This window comes from Paraburkholderia sp. J12, assembly GCF_905220215.1.
In the GTDB taxonomy this organism is placed as follows: Bacteria; Pseudomonadota; Gammaproteobacteria; order Burkholderiales; family Burkholderiaceae; genus Paraburkholderia.
Genome location: NZ_CAJMZC010000005.1, coordinates 269,257 through 284,480 on the forward strand (window position 1 = coordinate 269,257; position 15,224 = coordinate 284,480).

The 15,224-nt window shown below is 62.3% G+C and carries 17 protein-coding genes; 9 read left to right on the forward strand and 8 right to left on the reverse strand.

Translation table 11 applies throughout. The annotated features are described in order from the left end of the window. The first annotated feature begins 168 nt into the window (after positions 1-168). The 4 genes from U5760_RS14240 (at position 169) to U5760_RS14255 (ending at position 4,867) form a co-directional block, all read left to right on the forward strand. Positions 169-738 (forward strand): sugar dehydrogenase complex small subunit, encoded by a 570-nt coding sequence (locus U5760_RS14240; protein ID WP_322012577.1) that lies wholly within the window; start codon positions 169-171, stop codon positions 736-738. A gap of 214 nt (positions 739-952) precedes the next feature. After that, positions 953-2,554, forward strand: a complete 1,602-nt coding sequence (locus tag U5760_RS14245) for a GMC family oxidoreductase (protein ID WP_322012579.1) — start codon at positions 953-955, stop codon at positions 2,552-2,554. 23 nt (positions 2,555-2,577) lie between these two features. Beyond that, positions 2,578-3,996 carry a cytochrome c gene (locus tag U5760_RS14250; protein WP_322012581.1) on the forward strand — a complete coding sequence of 473 codons (1,419 nt, stop codon included), beginning with the start codon at positions 2,578-2,580 and terminating at the stop codon, positions 3,994-3,996. Positions 3,997-4,135: 139 nt separating this feature from the next. After that, on the forward strand, positions 4,136-4,867 hold the full coding sequence (locus U5760_RS14255) for a metallophosphoesterase (protein ID WP_322012583.1): 732 nt from the start codon (positions 4,136-4,138) through the stop codon (positions 4,865-4,867). Between the two features lie 40 nt (positions 4,868-4,907). Here the strand turns inward: U5760_RS14255 and U5760_RS14260 are convergent, their stop codons facing one another. Next, positions 4,908-5,609 (reverse strand): RES family NAD+ phosphorylase, encoded by a 702-nt coding sequence (locus tag U5760_RS14260; RefSeq protein ID WP_322012584.1) that lies wholly within the window; start codon positions 5,607-5,609, stop codon positions 4,908-4,910. Further along, positions 5,606-5,968, reverse strand: coding sequence for an MbcA/ParS/Xre antitoxin family protein (locus U5760_RS14265; RefSeq protein WP_415914104.1), 363 nt, complete (start codon positions 5,966-5,968; stop codon positions 5,606-5,608). The genes U5760_RS14260 and U5760_RS14265 overlap by 4 nt, the downstream gene beginning before the upstream one ends. Positions 5,969-6,162: 194 nt before the next feature. On the opposite strand from U5760_RS14265, the gene U5760_RS14270 reads away from it, so the two are divergent. After that, positions 6,163-6,684 (forward strand): hypothetical protein, encoded by a 522-nt coding sequence (locus U5760_RS14270; RefSeq protein WP_322012587.1) that lies wholly within the window; start codon positions 6,163-6,165, stop codon positions 6,682-6,684. Positions 6,685-6,734: 50 nt separating this feature from the next. On the opposite strand, the gene U5760_RS14275 is transcribed toward U5760_RS14270, so the two are convergent. Then, entirely contained in the window at positions 6,735-7,586 is an 852-nt protein-coding gene (locus tag U5760_RS14275) for a LysR substrate-binding domain-containing protein (protein WP_322012589.1), read from the reverse strand. Between the two features lie 107 nt (positions 7,587-7,693). On the opposite strand from U5760_RS14275, the gene U5760_RS14280 reads away from it, so the two are divergent. Beyond that, the gene (locus U5760_RS14280; protein WP_322012590.1) at positions 7,694-8,077 is read left to right on the forward strand and encodes a tautomerase family protein; all 384 of its coding nucleotides are present in this window, start codon (positions 7,694-7,696) and stop codon (positions 8,075-8,077) included. Between the two features lie 22 nt (positions 8,078-8,099). Here U5760_RS14280 and U5760_RS14285 read toward each other — a convergent pair whose 3' ends face one another. Beyond that, positions 8,100-8,639 carry a MarR family winged helix-turn-helix transcriptional regulator gene (locus U5760_RS14285; RefSeq protein ID WP_322012592.1) on the reverse strand — a complete coding sequence of 180 codons (540 nt, stop codon included), beginning with the start codon at positions 8,637-8,639 and terminating at the stop codon, positions 8,100-8,102. 179 nt (positions 8,640-8,818) lie between these two features. On the opposite strand from U5760_RS14285, the gene U5760_RS14290 reads away from it, so the two are divergent. Next, positions 8,819-9,949 (forward strand): patatin-like phospholipase family protein, encoded by a 1,131-nt coding sequence (locus U5760_RS14290; protein WP_322012594.1) that lies wholly within the window; start codon positions 8,819-8,821, stop codon positions 9,947-9,949. An 80-nt stretch (positions 9,950-10,029) separates the two neighbouring features. On the opposite strand, the gene U5760_RS14295 is transcribed toward U5760_RS14290, so the two are convergent. From U5760_RS14295 to U5760_RS14310, 4 genes are all read right to left on the reverse strand, one after another. Beyond that, positions 10,030-10,938, reverse strand: coding sequence for a tetratricopeptide repeat protein (locus U5760_RS14295; RefSeq protein ID WP_322012596.1), 909 nt, complete (start codon positions 10,936-10,938; stop codon positions 10,030-10,032). 37 nt (positions 10,939-10,975) lie between these two features. Then, on the reverse strand, positions 10,976-12,226 hold the full coding sequence (locus U5760_RS14300) for a LanC-like protein (RefSeq protein ID WP_322012597.1): 1,251 nt from the start codon (positions 12,224-12,226) through the stop codon (positions 10,976-10,978). Between the two features lie 112 nt (positions 12,227-12,338). Then, positions 12,339-12,491 carry a hypothetical protein gene (locus U5760_RS14305; protein ID WP_322012598.1) on the reverse strand — a complete coding sequence of 51 codons (153 nt, stop codon included), beginning with the start codon at positions 12,489-12,491 and terminating at the stop codon, positions 12,339-12,341. Positions 12,492-12,857: 366 nt separating this feature from the next. Further along, the gene (locus U5760_RS14310) at positions 12,858-13,130 is read right to left on the reverse strand and encodes a hypothetical protein (protein ID WP_322012600.1); all 273 of its coding nucleotides are present in this window, start codon (positions 13,128-13,130) and stop codon (positions 12,858-12,860) included. A 218-nt stretch (positions 13,131-13,348) separates the two neighbouring features. On the opposite strand from U5760_RS14310, the gene U5760_RS14315 reads away from it, so the two are divergent. Then, a complete protein-coding gene (locus tag U5760_RS14315; protein ID WP_322012602.1) occupies positions 13,349-13,936 on the forward strand; it encodes an NUDIX domain-containing protein in 588 nt (195 codons plus the stop codon). Positions 13,937-14,066: 130 nt separating this feature from the next. Further along, positions 14,067-15,017, forward strand: coding sequence for a type II CAAX prenyl endopeptidase Rce1 family protein (locus tag U5760_RS14320; RefSeq protein ID WP_322012604.1), 951 nt, complete (start codon positions 14,067-14,069; stop codon positions 15,015-15,017). The last annotated feature ends 207 nt before the right edge of the window (positions 15,018-15,224 follow it).

The window sequence follows — 15,224 nt, forward strand, 5'->3', positions numbered from 1 at the left end:
CTAATCGGGCCAGGAAAGGCTATATTGCTTGCGCGGCGCGTCATCGGCACCTTTCATCGGGAAAGCCGGCCCGCGTGCTGCAACACGATAGCAAACCTCGTTCGTATCGCCCCGGACCCGGCAGGCAACATGGCTGCCGGCTCGCTACGAAACTCATCTGGAGTCCGCATGACAGATGTGACGCAGGACGGGACGCCCCACCCCTCGGGCCATCGGCCCGGCCGCCGGCAGTTCGTGACCGGTGCGTGCGCCGCCGCGGCGGTGCTGGCTTTCACGATGGCCGGCCGCCCCGGCTCGCTGCCCGGCTTCGCACGCGTGTTCGCCGCCACTTCCGCCGACGACAGCGGCTACGACGCGTTCATCGCCCTTTCGCAACGGCTTACCGGCCGCGCCAGCTTCGACAAGCTGCTCGGCGAGCGCGTCTATGCGGCGCTCGCCCGCGCGAACAGCCAGTTCGTCTCGAACGTGGACACCCTGAGCGGCTGGCTGCAGAGTCACGGCGGCGTGCCTTCGGACAGCGTGACCGCGGCGCTCAAAGACGCGCAGCCCGAACTCGCGACGACGGTGGGCGACATCATGCGCGCCTGGTATCTGGGCCTCGTGGGCGATTCGCCGCATATCGAGGTGCTGGCGTACGAGAAGGCGCTGATGTTCGATCCGGTCAACGATGTGCTGACCATTCCGTCGTATTGCCGCGACGTGCCGTTCTATTGGACGAAAAAGCCCGGCAGCAGTTGAGCATGGGCAGGTTGTAGCAGTGGCGGACGTGCCGCATGGCGCGTGCCGGCCGGGCAGAGCGTCCCGGCCGGGCGTGCGCAGGCTTGAGGCGCGTCACGCAAGGCCTCGCGCGTGCTGCCTCTCGCACGCGACGGCCGCCGCGTCTTCCGGGCGCGGCGGTTGCGCAATGCCGCGCGCGGTCCCCACAACGAAAGCCAGAAGAAAGAGGACGACAATGGCGATAGATAATTCTGCCGACGTAGTCGTGGTCGGCTCGGGCGTGGCGGGCAGTCTGGTCGCGTATCAGCTGGCGCAGTCGGGCGCCTCGGTGATCCTGCTCGAAGCCGGGCCGCGCCTCGCGCGCTGGCAGATCGTCGAGAACTTCCGCAACTCGCCCGCGAAAGCCGATTTCGCAACGCCTTATCCCTCCTCGCCTTACGCCCCGCATCCCGAGTATTCGCCGGCCAACGACTATCTGATCCAGAAGGGCGACTACCCGTACAACTCGCAGTATCTGCGCCTCGTGGGCGGCACGACGTGGCATTGGGCCGCCGCCGCGTGGCGGCTCCTGCCCGCGGATTTCCGCCTGAAAACGCAGTACGGCGTGGGCCGCGACTGGCCCTATCCGTACGAGACGCTCGAGCCGTGGTACCAGGCGGCCGAAGAGGCGCTGGGCGTGTCGGGGCCGGGCACCCCCTACGATCTGGGCTCGCCGCGCTCGCATCCCTATCCGATGAGCATGCTGCCGCTTTCGTACATGGACCAGCGCTTCTCCGACGTGCTCAATGCGAACGGCTTTCACGTCGTGCCCGAACCCGTGGCGCGCAACAGCCGGCCCTACGATGCGCGGCCCACCTGTTGCGGCAACAACAACTGCATGCCGATCTGCCCGATCGCGGCGATGTACGCCGGCGTGATCCATGCCGAAAAAGCCGAGCATGCGGGGGCGAAGTTGATCCCGCAGGCGGTGGTCTATCGCGTGGAGGCCGACAACAAGGGGCTCATTACCGCGGTCCACTACAAGGACCCGAACGGCAACAGCACCCGCGTCACGGGCAAGCTCTTCGTGCTCGCGGCGAACGGCATCGAAACGCCGAAGCTCATGCTGATGTCCGTGAGCGATGCATTTGCGCACGGTATCGGCAACAGTTCCGACCAGGTGGGCCGCAATCTCATGGACCACCCGGGCACGGGCGTCACGTTCCTCGCCAACGAGCCCTTGTGGCCGGGGCGCGGGCCGATGGAGATGACCTCCGTGGTGAACTTCCGCGACGGCGCGTTCCGCTCCGACTATGCCGCGAAGAAGCTGCATCTTTCGAATGGCGTCGGCACCATGGCCGTGACCGCCGCGCTTCTCAAGAACGGCGTGACGGGGGCCGAACTGGACCGCCAGATCCGCGACCGCGCCGCGCGCACGCTCAACATCAACAGCTTTCACGAACATCTGCCCGAGCCGCAGAACCGCGTGCTGCCCTCGGGCGAGCGCAAGGACGCACTCGGCATTCCGCAGCCCGAGATCTATTACTCGATCAACGACTACGTGAAGAAAAGCGCAGCCAATACGCACGATCTCTACGCGCAGATCGCGCAGCTCTTCGGCGGCACCGAGGTCGCGTTCGACGATACCTTCGCGCCGAACAACCACATCATGGGCACGACGATCATGGGGGCCAATCCTGCGGACTCGGTCGTGGACGCCGACTGCCGCACCCATGACCATTCGAACCTGTTCATCGCGAGCAGCTCCGTGATGCCCACCGCGGCATCGGTCAACTGCACGCTCACGATTGCCGCGTTGTCGCTGAAGCTGGCGGACAAGCTGCGGCACGAGCTCTGATGCGCACCGGCCGGAGACAGACGATGAACGAACAACAGTCCCCTTCCGCACGCGCCGCCCTGCTCGCACCCGTGGCGCGCACCCGGCGCACGCGCACCGCGCTGGCGGCGGTCTTCTTCTGCGCTTTTGCGCTCTATATCGCGTGGCACGCTTCGCACGACGGCGCGGCGCGGCCCGTGGACGAACTGCCCTTGTCGTCCGCGCACGGCCAGGCATCGGGCGCCACGCCCGACGGCACGGCGGTCAGCCAGCCCGACCTCGTGAAGCGCGGCGAATACCTCACGCGCGTGGGCGACTGCGTGGCCTGCCACACTGCCGACAAGAGCCGCCCGTTTGCGGGGGGCCTTGCCATCGCCACGCCGTTCGGCAAGATCTATACGCCGAACATCACGCCCGATCCCGACACCGGCATCGGCCAGTGGAGCGATGCCGACTTCATGCGCGCGATGCACGAAGGCATCGGCAAGAACGGGGAGCGGCTCTATCCGGCGTTCCCGTATGTGGAATTCACGCGCGTCACCGAACAGGACGTGCAGGCGATCCGCGCGTATCTGAACACCGTCACCCCTATCCACTACGCGCCGCCCGCCAACGAACTGCGCTTTCCGTTCAATATGCGCTGGTTGATGATCTTCTGGAACCTTTTCAACTTCAACGAAGGGCGCTTCGTGCCGGATCCGCAACAGAGCGCCGAATACAACCGCGGCGCGTATCTCGTGGAAGGGCTGGCGCATTGTGAGGAGTGCCACACGCCGCGCAACTTCATGCAGGGCTTGAGCAAGAGCGAGCGCTTCGCGGGCGCGACCCAGGCGGGCTGGCAGGCTTACAACATCACGCCGGACAAGGCGGGCGGCATCGGTACGTGGAGCGATGACGAACTGATCGCTTATCTGGCGACCGGCGCCGCCGCCGGCCACGCGAACGCGGCGGGCCCGATGGCCGAAGTCGTGCAGAACTCCACGCAATATCTCACCGACGAAGACCTGCGCTCGATCGTGGCCTACCTGCGCGCGCAGCAGCCGATCTCGGGCGGCGTGACGCGCTCGCGCGACTCGTGGGGCAAGCCGGCCGTGGACGATGTGACGGCGCTGCGCGGCACCGACATCACGAGCGTGAACGGCGTGCAGCTCTTCATCGCGAACTGCGCGAGCTGCCATGCCTGGACCGGAGAAGGCGTCGGCGCGAGCGCGCCGGGTGCCTACCCCGCGCTGATCCACAACAGCGTGGCGGGCGCGGCCAGCCCGAGCAACCTGGCGATGGTGATCCTGCACGGCGTGACGCGCAAAACGAAGGACGCGGACGTGCTGATGCCCGCGTTCGGCAGCGAACTCACCAACGACCAGATTGCCGCGATCTCGAACTACGTGACAAAGCAGTTCGGCAATCCGCAGGCGACGATCACGCCCGATCAGGTCGGCACGCTGCGCGCCCAGCCGCAGTGAGGGGGTGGGGCGGCGCATAGCTCGGAGCGCGTAGCCTCAGGCGCCTGGCCGGGGACGCAGGGCGGCGCCCCGAAGCGGGCACGCCGCCTGCGCGCCGGGATGACACGCGCAGACCTGGCGGCGGCGCTATCATGAAGGCATGATCCCCGCTCCCATTCCGCTTATCGAACATCACGCAAGCAACGCCGCCGGCCGCGATTTCGTGGTCGGCGACCTGCATGGCTGCGTGGATGCGCTGCGCTTCCTCTTGCGCGAGGTGGGGTTCGACGCGTCGCGCGACCGGTTGTTCTCGGTGGGCGACCTCGTCGATCGCGGCGAACAGTGCATCGAGGCGCTGGCGCTGCTCGAAAAGCCGTGGTTTTTCGCGGTGCTCGGCAATCACGAAGACACGATGTGCGCCGTGGCCGAAGGCCGCCAGCCGCGCTATCGCTGGTACGGCATCGGCGGTGCGTGGGCCGAGTCGCTGCCGGAGGGCGCGCTCGTGCAGCACGCGGCGCGTCTGCGCAAGCTGCCGCTCGTGCGCGTGGTCGGCGAGGGCGGCGCGCGATTCAACGTGCTCCACGCGGAATTTTTCGGCGACGATGCCGAACTCGACGCGGCCCGCTTCGACGACACTGTGCGCGAGCGCCTGCTCTGGGGGCGCGAACTCGCGCTCGGCGAGGCGAAGCCGAAGCGCGGCCTGTCTCCCACCTACTGCGGACACACGCCGATGCGCGAAGTGCGCCAGATCGGCGCGCAGATTTTCATCGATACCGGTGCGTTCATTCCCGAAGGCCGGCTGACGATTGTGGAGGCGCTCACGCAGCGGCAATGGTCGGTCTCGACCCCCGAGGCGCGCGAGCAAGGCGCCGCGCAGATTGCGCTGCCCTGAAGCGGCGATTTCCTGCTTGCGCTGCCTGTTGCCTGCTGCCTCAGCCTATGCGGTTCAGTTCGAACACCATATCGACGGCCTGACCGTTCCAGTTGTATTCGAGGTAGGCCGCGTGATGGCACGCGCGCACGATCGACGTGCGCAGCGCGGCCAGACACTCGCCGCCCGCGTCGCGCACGGAAGGGTAGGCGATGCCGGGCGCACCCGCCGCCCGTACCGCGCGGCCGAGCGCCTGGCCGGCCCCGTAGTCGAGGGGCGAGAGCACGGCCGGGTCGAGCGCCGGATCGTCGCGCAGATCGACCACTTCTCCTTTGGCTTCCACCGTGTAAAGGCGCATCTGCTGGCGCAGCGGCGGCTCGTTGGTCGCGGCGAGGAACAGCCCCGAGTGGTAGCGCGTTTCGGCGATGGCGGTCTCGCGCGAGCGCGCGCAGTAGAACACGCCGTAGCTGCCGTCGGAAAAACGGCTGCCCTGGGGATTCAGGTGCGTGAAGGCGGCCATGATCGGGCCATAGCCGGGGCCGAAGCGGCGCTCCTCGCGCGGCACGAGATCGAGTTCGCCGGTTTCGGTGCGCAGGCGGTCGTTGGTGAGGGCTTCGAGCGCGTAGAGCGCCTCGAAATCCTCGGCCGATGCCACGCGGTCGAACAGGTTCACGGCGGGAAAGCGGGTGGGAATCACCCGATACGCCGGCGACCATGCGAGCGGCGCGCTGCGCCAGCGGTGTTGCCAGTTCGTTTGCGTCACGCCCAGCCGCCCCGCATCGCATCCAGATACTGGCGCACCGCCACGAGATCGCTGATATTGCCGGCCAGCATGCGGTCGAGCGCGCGCCGGCCGCCGAACGGCGGCGCGCCGTTGGGGCGCTTGACCCACGCGTCCGCGGCGGTGGGCTGGGGCAAGAGAATCTGCAGCGCCTTGTAGATGCCGAGGAGGAGCGAGAGGCGTTCGAGCGTATCGCGGCCAAGGCGGGCGCTTTCGGGCGTTTGCTTCCACTTGAAGAAGGTCGAGCGGCCCGGGGAGCCGAGCAGGACGATCTGCTCGTCGACCGTCAGATCCCAATCGCGTGCGATGTTGAAAAAGGCGCGCAGGCCGGCCGCCGACATCTGGGTGAGCGTGGGCTCGGCCCCCGGCCGTCGGGCCGGGGCGGCTGACGAAGAAGCGCTCGCATACGGCATGATTGAGTCCTAAAATGAACTTTAACTGAATATTAGTCCATATATGGATTATTGCAAGTTCAGGTTGGGTATAATCGCCGGCCGGTAAACCAAAGATCGAGACGGGTAGTCAGGAGGGCGACGTGCGGGCAGTGGCAGTGTTGGTCGCGGCAATGTGGATATCGACGGCGGCCGTGGCGGCCGAAGCGGGTGGGCGGGCAGGGGCGTCGGGTGCGCAGCAGGCGCATGCGGGGGCCCGGGCGCATGCCGGAAAGGGCGCGCAGGCTACAGCGCGTGGGAATCATGCCCCCAAGCCGAAGCGGGAAACGCACGCGAAGCCGGGTGCGGCACGCACGCATTCGGCGCCGGCGCATCATGGCGGCGGTCATTCGGGTGCGCATCCGACGGCGCGCAATGCCGGTGCTCATGCTGGCGCGGCGCATGCGGCGAAGGCGCCCCACGGCAACCCGCACGCCGCGACCGAGGAGCATGCGCGAGCGCGCGAGAGTGCGGCCCATGTGCCGAAGCCCGCGCCGGCCAGGCCGGCAGCGACGCGTCCGGCCGCGCGCCGCAAACTCGTGGTGCAGGCGTCCCCGGCGGCGGCTAACGCGCCGCGTCATTCCCCCGCTGCCCAGTCGCGCGAGCTGCCGCCCATCCTTGGCTGAAGCCAGGACGCCCCGGCGCTCCGACCGGAGCCGCGCACCTTTGCGACGGCTTACCCCGCGCCGAGGCTCGCGGCGAGCAGTTGCAGCGTAGCCGCCGAACGCGGCTCCCGCACGCGCGAATAAAGCTGCACGCGCGAAGCGGGCAGCGTGGGCAGACCGAATCGCGCGCTCACGTCCACGAGCGCACGCGGCGCCACGCGCCGCGCGAGCGGCGATACGGCCAGTCCGGCCTCCAGCGCCGCGCCGACGGCGGCCACGCCGCCGCCTACGAACACCTTGTTCCAGACGATCCCTTCCGTGTCGAGCGCCCGAACCGCCATGGCATGCACCGCGCAGGGCGGGGCCACCAGCGCGAGCGGCAGCGGCGTGCCCGGTTGCCAATGGAAACCGGGCGCGGCCAGCCAGACCAGCGGCTCGGTGAAGAGCGTCTGCGCGTCGCCGCGCGGCAGCTCGTTGTCTTCCTGACGGATGATCGCCGCATCCAGCCGGCGTTCGTCGTACTGGGCGAGCAGTGCCGCCGACGATCCCAGATGAAGCTCGATCACGAGCCCCGGATCGTGCGCGCGCAAGCTGGCAAGCTGGCTCGCCAGTTGCGCATCGGCCACGTGCTCGGAAAGGCCGAGCGCCAGGTGCCGTTCGTCGTCGGTCAGCACGCCTAGCGCGCGCTCGTGCGCGCCCAGCAGATCGCGCGCGGCGCCGAGGAACGCCAGCCCATCGGGCGAAAGGCGCACGACGCGCGGCGTGCGTTCGAGCAACTGGCGCCCGAGATGGCTCTCGAGGCGCTTGAGCTTGAGGCTCACGGCGGATTGCGTGGTGTCGAGCGCGTCGGCGGCGCGCGTGAAGCTGCGTAGTTCGGCAACCAGCACGAAGGCGCGCACGGCATCGAGGTCGAGCGTTTTCATCTCGGGTTTCATTTCTATTGAAAATAGATGAAATATCTATCTATGTCTGTTTGTTATGATAATGCTCGCCTAAGCTTGTGCATGTCAATTCAATCGAGGAGAACGACATGCCCTTCACCCGAATCGCCGTGCGCACCGGCAAGCCTGCCGAATACCGCGAAGCCCTGACCAAGGGCGTCCATCGCGCGCTCATGGAAGTGTTCAAGGTGCCGGAAGACGACTTCTTCATGCTGGTCAACGAACATGACGCAGACAACTTCTTTTTCGGCCGCCAGTATCTGGGCATCGAGCGTAGCGACGACCTCGTGATGATCCAGATCGCGGTGAACAACACGCGTGGCCAGGAGCAGAAGAAGGCGCTGTTTGCACAGATCGCGCGCAATCTCGCGGACAGTCCGGGGGTGCGGCCCGAGGACGTGTTCGTCAATCTGGTGGATGTGGCCCGCGAGAACTGGTCGTTCGGCAATGGGATCGCGCAGTACGCAACGTAAGCAATCGCAGGCGGCCGGGGCTTTAGCCCCGGCTTTCTGTGGAAGGCGGTGGAACTGCGTGGTAATCGTGAAGTATCCGAAGCAAACGGAGCAACTCTTGCCTGTCTGCCGGAATCAATGGCGCCAGCGCACGGTCCTCCGCCTCTGCGAGGCAAGCCTTCAGGCGCTCGAAGCGAGCTTTGCCCGCTTCTGTCATCTCAACAATATTCTGGCGTCGGTCGCGTGGATCGGAAACGCGTATGACCGTACCTTCCGCCTCCAACGCATTGACAATCGCGTTCATATCGCTGCGGTCGATGTTGGTCCGCCGACAGAGTTCGGACTGCGAGCAGGCACCAAACGCATCGAGCGTAGCCAGCGCGGCGAGCTGGTAGCGATGGGTCCCCTCCGCACTGAGAGCTTCGCTCACGACTCTGCCGATCAGGATGGCAGTCTGATTCAGCAAGCGGGATGCCAGATTGCGCCATAGAGGTGCTTGGCCCGTATGTTTAGTGATGTCCATCGCGCCCCGAAGAGAGGGGTGCCACCAACAATTTTCCATTGGCGACACCGGATTGCTCATGATAGATTGTTGGTGACACCAACAATCTATCTGGAATATATCGCTCTTCCATGCGGTTCGTCGACTCCTGTGCCAGGAAAGGGCAGGTTGGGCGACATCTTGTGCCGCGATCGGCTCCTGGGAAAGCGAAGCGAGAGCGACCCATGGCGAGAGTGCATGTTTTAAGAGGACAGGACCGCGTGTTCGGCTTTACGCTCGATCCGCAGGGGACGAACCTGCCGCGGCAATATGGCCCCTGGACCAGCTTCAAAACGATAGAGCTGCACCGGGACGAACCCTATCAGGGTGTCGATGTGAGCGCTTGCCTCGACGACATCGGCAAACACGGATTTCATTTGACCGCTGCGCACCGGCGCATCACTCACCTTGTGCTGGCCAAAAACCTTGCGCTGGTTCTCGGTGGTGGCGGGGCTACCGGAAATGCGTGGCAGGTCGGCGTGATCGCCGGCCTGGCAGAGGCTGGTCTCGATCTGGCAGAGGCGGCCGATCTGGTGATCGGCACCTCGTCCGGTTCCACCACGGCGGTGCAGGTGCGCAGCGGAATACCGGCGGCTGAACTGTTGGCCGCGGCGCTGTCCCCGCCCGTTCAACTGGCCGGACAGGGCCGGGAGATACGGGCGGCCCTGCCGATGAATGCGGTGCACGAGCGGATGAGGGCCATCGGCGCCGCCGCCACCTCGGCACTCGATCTACAACGTGCGATGGGTGCGTTTGGCCTGGAGAGCGACGCCATACTCGGGCCCGAGGCGGCGGAACGGCGGCGCGCAACGGTCGCCGCCAGGTTGCCTCGCCAGGCATGGCCGGACAGGCCAATGATTTTGGTGGCCGTCGATGCGCATACGGGCGAGTTGGCTGCGTTCGACCGCGATTCCGGCGTGGAGCTCGTGGATGCAGTCACCGCGAGCACTGCACTGCCTGGTTTGGTGCCGACGCACAACATCAACGGCGCTCGCTACATCAATGGTGGCGTGCGTTCCAGCGAAAACGCCGATCTTGCTGCTGGTTATGCGAAGGTCGTGGTGCTATCGCCGTTTGGTGAACGGAACCAAACGCCACCGGGACGGGGCGCGGACCCGGCAGGCCAGTTCGAGGGCCTGCGCAGATCAGCGGAATGGGGCACTGACCTTACAAGCCAGGTCGAGGCCCTGCGCAAGCAGGGTAGCCGCGTCGAGGTGATCACACCGGATGCCGATTCCCGCGTCTCGATGGGCACGAACCAGATGGATCCGTCGGCGCGTCCATCTTCCGCTAGAGCCGGGTATAACCAGGGCAGAGGGGTTGCTGGGCGGCTCGCTGAATTCTGGTGGTGAGGGGGCTGGGTGGCGGTGGTTGACCCCTTTCGGTCATTGAGGAACGCCGAGATTGGCCATTCAGGATGGCAGGGCGACCGTCACTTTGTATCAGTAGGAAACCGTTCCCGCTCAACCCGCGCGACGCATTGCTCGGCGAAATTCTCAATGCGGCTCCTTTGTTGCGCTGCCTTTTGGCACCAATACAAGGCTGCAGGTTTGTCTCTGGCTAAGCCCAATGATCCCCATTCGTAGGATTGGCCTAGATTCAGCTGTGAAGCGACGTTACCTTGATCAGCCTCTTTGCGCGTTTGTTCTACAGCTTTTCGATACCAATATGCAGCTTGCGCGGAATCCTGTTGCACTCCGATGCCAAACTGATAGTCGATGCCAAGTCGCCCTTCGGCGGACGCGTCCCCCATCTCCGCCCCTCGTCGATGCCATGCAGCCGCTTCAACGTGATCTTTGGGAACTCCAAATAGACCATTTCGATAGAGCTCCCCGATCTGTCCCGCGCAGTTTGCATTTCCGTGATCGGCGGCCTTTTCCATTAGCGCCAACCCCTGCGAAACGTCATGAGATAGGCCGCCATCTCCCTGCACGTATCTTTCTCCGACGATGCATTCGCCTTCGGCATCACCTTGGCTCGCAGCTTTCTGAAACCAAACTGTGGCTTGCACTTGATTCTTAGGGATGCCGAATCCGGAATCAAGGAGTTTTCCCAGACCAATTTCCGCACTTGGGCTCCCATGTTCAGCAAGTGGTTGCCAAAGTGCGACTGCGGTTGCGTAGTCCATACGCTGAAATGCTACCTCTGCGTCTTCGAACTGATCTGCGGTGGCTGTATTGGTCACACCCAAGAATACTGCGGCCATTGCGGTAGAACGCGCTCTGCCCTCAAATCCGTTGAGCCATCTCGAATACCAACAAGTCATGCCTACCCCACGGTATCGGAAAAGGTAAATCGGCAAAGAAAATCGCCGTTGATTGTCAGCGATTTTGGCGCCCATGTCGAACGACCGGTTGTGGACGCATGCAGCTCAACGGCTAACGCTCGGACCGGTGACGGCTTACGCCGAGGGGATGTGGATAGAAGACGTCTAGCGTTGGAAATACGGCAACACCACGGAGGCAGTCAAGTAGATAGACGGCTACCCCCAGATCCCCCGTCCATAACGAATAGCGTAGCTGGCCGTACTGGACGGCATGGGCTTCGATCTGATGAATACTGTGCATGGCAAATGCTCGAGCCCGTTCAAGCCAGCGCGGGTTCCGGGTCCGCTGATACAGCGCAAGGAACGTGTAGCCATTGCCGGCCGTACCGTGGCAGAGAGATGCACCCTTGGCGACCGGTCCTGCATCCCAGACCGTCTCACCTGCGGCGATAAGTAGATCGTCCAGCGCCTTATCTGGAAGATTGGCGAGACAGACTACGAAGCCTGGTGCTCCATGGCAGAACTGCATCAGCAGGCAGCTTTCCGGCGTGACCACAGAGCTGAGCCGAGCACGCCAGTTGACTCTGCCGTGTTCCCAGGTTGCCGTGCGATGTACCGTGTTTACGATGGTTTCCTGCCACCGCGACCAATCCGCTGTGTCGAGAAGATGCCGCCCGCGGATCAGCGGCGAGGCGGTCGCAACGAAGCCATGTACACCATCGAGGTAGTTGACGTGTTTGCCATAGAGGTCTTGGGTCCAGTAGTGGCAGTTGTGCTCGTCGGACCACTCCAGCTGATCCCATAGACAAGCAGCCGTGTCGCGAAACAGGGCTGCCCAACGTTCATTGCCGGTGCATTCGTACAAAAAGCAGGCAGCTAGTAGCGTACCTGGCGATCCCCACATCAGTTCGCGCGCGGGATGATCGATATTGTCATTGATAAGTTTAGCGAGTCGGGTTTCGAGTGCGGCCGTGGGGGTATGCGCATATTGGAGCATCAGTATTGGCAACTCGCCCATCAGAAACGAAGCGTCGGCAGTACCGTAACCTGTCGTATCGAGCCATGTTCGGTTGCGTACGCGAATCGAATCAAGGTGTTCCCCCCATTTGATATGGGAGGAGGCTATGCCCGAAGCCTCTAAATACTGGAGCGCCCAGACTGTCCCTGTCGCGCCGAAGTAAAGCGGTGTGAGAGGCGGGGATTCAGTATCGCTTTCGAAGTCTAGCGGATGTTTTGGCCACAGTGTTTCGGGTTCGAACGTGGCGTTTGAATCATCGACGATGCGGACTATAACTTCGTGAACGCGTTGCTCATCCCAGGTGACAGGCAGAAGGGGGGCATGACGAATCGGGTCAAAGAGCATGGCTGACGGTTTCTTTGGTGGAGATTTGCGAGTCGTTCCCTTGCGACATTCGCACCGATTGTCGACGATCTAGGGGGCTATGTCGAACGGTCGAAGCTGGCCGCGTACGGCCTTATGCGATTCGCCCCGACTTGCCAATCACTGTGGCCGATGTGTTGCCTTGAATGACTTCAATTTCTTGCTGCGTGTCGCGCCATTCCCCGTTCATCCAGTCGTAGTCGCCATTGCTCGGTACCATGATCATCGCTGCGTTGAGATTCAGCACAAGCGGTCCGAGAGTGATTGAATACATGGGGATGTTTGAATTGCGTTGTAAGTGGCGGCGGTAACTCGTTGTCGACAATTTAGACAACGATGTTGACCGACCGCTCGTGGTCGAGGCTGTGTGAAAACGCGAAATTCCCCGGTTTTCGGGTGTCGCTTTACCCTTGCCGGGTCGCGACCAAGCCAATACAGCGCGATCTGAACGGTCGGGTTTCTCGAATGGACCATTTGGCCTGCATTTTCACACAGCCTCGGCCAGTTGCAGACGTTCGACTCCTGTGCGCAAATCGCTGGCAATCCTGAAGCCAAGTTCTTGCCATAGGCGGCGCCTTCACGATGGAAACCGCGCCATCAGCGAAACACTGACTTAACGCATCTGATAAAAGAACACAAACAAACCGATTGCCGTGCAGCTCCAGAAGAGCGCAGACACAGCCACCGCGGCGGTGCTCGTACCGAACGTCCTTTTCCACCAGGAATCTAACGCCTCAGCGACCACGCCGGCCAGTATAAATGCGACCAGAATTTTGGGCACGGCATAAACGCTAAACTTGCCGGAATCATGATATTGAATAGCCATGAATATCAATGCGGCGGGGATCGCCCACTTCACGACGCGCTTGATATAGCTAATAGGCATTATATTTTCCCTCATTCTTGCAATCGCATCAGATTGTAATACGTACGATCTGATGGTCAAAATGTCCGGCAACTGCGCTAACCCGGCCAAGGTCAAGAATGAGTGCAATGCTCACTTCGGGACGTGGCTCAAGTGGAGAATTACGAAGGCTGGTTTGGAATGCCAGCGACCGCTATTGGGCGGTTCGAGTCTGCTATGGGTCGGGATATGCCTTTTGCATGACGACCATGCCGGAGGCGATTGCCACATTCGGGCATGGGGCGGTGGCCGGCCACTTTCAGACACTCGACCATAAAGGCCAGATCGTCGACAATCGTACAGCTACAGAACGATCCGGAGGGAAGATGTCGCCGCATCCTGGTAATGAAAGCTACATGAGTCAACTACGCCGAAAGGTTGGTAGCGATTTGATAATTTGTCCCTCTGTTGGAGCCGTGATTCACGACCGTGAAGGCAAACTACTCTTGCAGGAAAAATCATCAGGAGAAGCTTGGAGTCTTCCGGCAGGCGGGATTGAATTGGGAGAAAGTCCCCAAGAGGCGATGGTCCGCGAGGTAATGGAAGAGACGGGATATGCAGTTTGCATTCATGGCATTCTCGGCGTGTACGGCGGCCGCTCATTCCGATACAGGTATCCAAATGGCGATCATGTTGAGTACGTCGTGACGCTGTTCCAATGCCAGGTCATCGGCGGCTCCGGCATCCCCACCGATTCCGAGACAAAATCTATTCAATATTTCGGAAGACACGATATGCCTGAACTGGCGCTACCTTATCCGAAAGACGATTTGTTTCGCGCTTTCTAAGCAGGATGCAGGTCATTCTTCAGTCGGACTGAACTTCCTGGATCGACCCTCAGGGTCCATGGACGCCGACGCAGGTACCGCTGGAATTTGGTTTCCGTAAAGCAAACGTCGTCTCACTCGAGTTGCGTTCATGAAATCAAAAAACGAGTTTTCGCGTGCCTTTATCGACCTCGCCAAAATGGGGCGAACCGACTGGCGAAGCGTTGCGTTGGCCTTCCTGATAGTTGAGTTTCTAGTTGCGCTGTTTGGCATAACTACCGGAATCGCTGTAGCTCCACCCGTTCCTTCCGGACACCACCCTTTCAAAGTCCCCGAAGCGGACAAGACGATCGTATTCCCGTTGGCGGAGTCTGCCGGATACATTTTCGGACTTTGGCTCGTATGCGTAAAAGTTCTGCGCCGTCCGTTCCGATCGCTCATCTCCACAGACATGACGTTCAGAATTCGCCGTTTCTTGCTGGGTGCGGGGTTGTATCTCGTCGCCAATGTGATAAGTTTCGCCGCGATCTCGCTGTTCACTTCGTTGCGATATGGCGCCTGGATCGTTATACCTCGTCACTTCGAGTGGCCGCCACATGAATATGGCCTGATTTTCGAATCGATGGTGAAGCTGCTCATCATCCCCATCCTCGCATTCGCAGAGGAGCTTTGGTTCCGCGCGTGGCTGACCCAGACCCTCGGGCACTACATACGCTCAACGCTTATTGTTGTTCTTTTGGTTGCCCTGCTTTTTGCGCACGCCCATTCGGACTATAACTTGCGATTGAAGACACTGATCTTCGCTGACTCATTGGGCTTGTCGGCCTTGAGCTTGCGCGACCAGCGTCTTGAACTTGCGTTCGGCGCCCATTCGATGATGAACGTCTGTGCGATGCTCATGGCCCTGTTCTTCACGGGTCCGCTACCTCAAGGGAACGTTCCCGAAACCTCGTTTGACTTTGTAACTCTCGTTATTTTGAAAGGCGTTTTGCCGTTCGTACTTATGTACGGGATATTGCAGAAAACCGAGGGGTGGTTTAACCCGATCGTCGCCCATCAGGCGAGTCTGTGCGATGTTCGTTTGAGGCAACTTGGAAGTTGATGACACTTGTCCGAGGCTGTTCCCGATGAGCAAGTGGCCGCTGCCTTCCATCAGATGTCCGGTGTCCGGTATTGGCGGGAATAAGAGGCCGCTTCGGGGCGACGCATGCCGTCCGTCAGTCAAGGCGGGGCGAGATGGCGGTGCTGGGCGGTGTGCGGCCATGAAGGAACATTCGACATCGGAGTCGAGTTTGTTGACAATTATCGG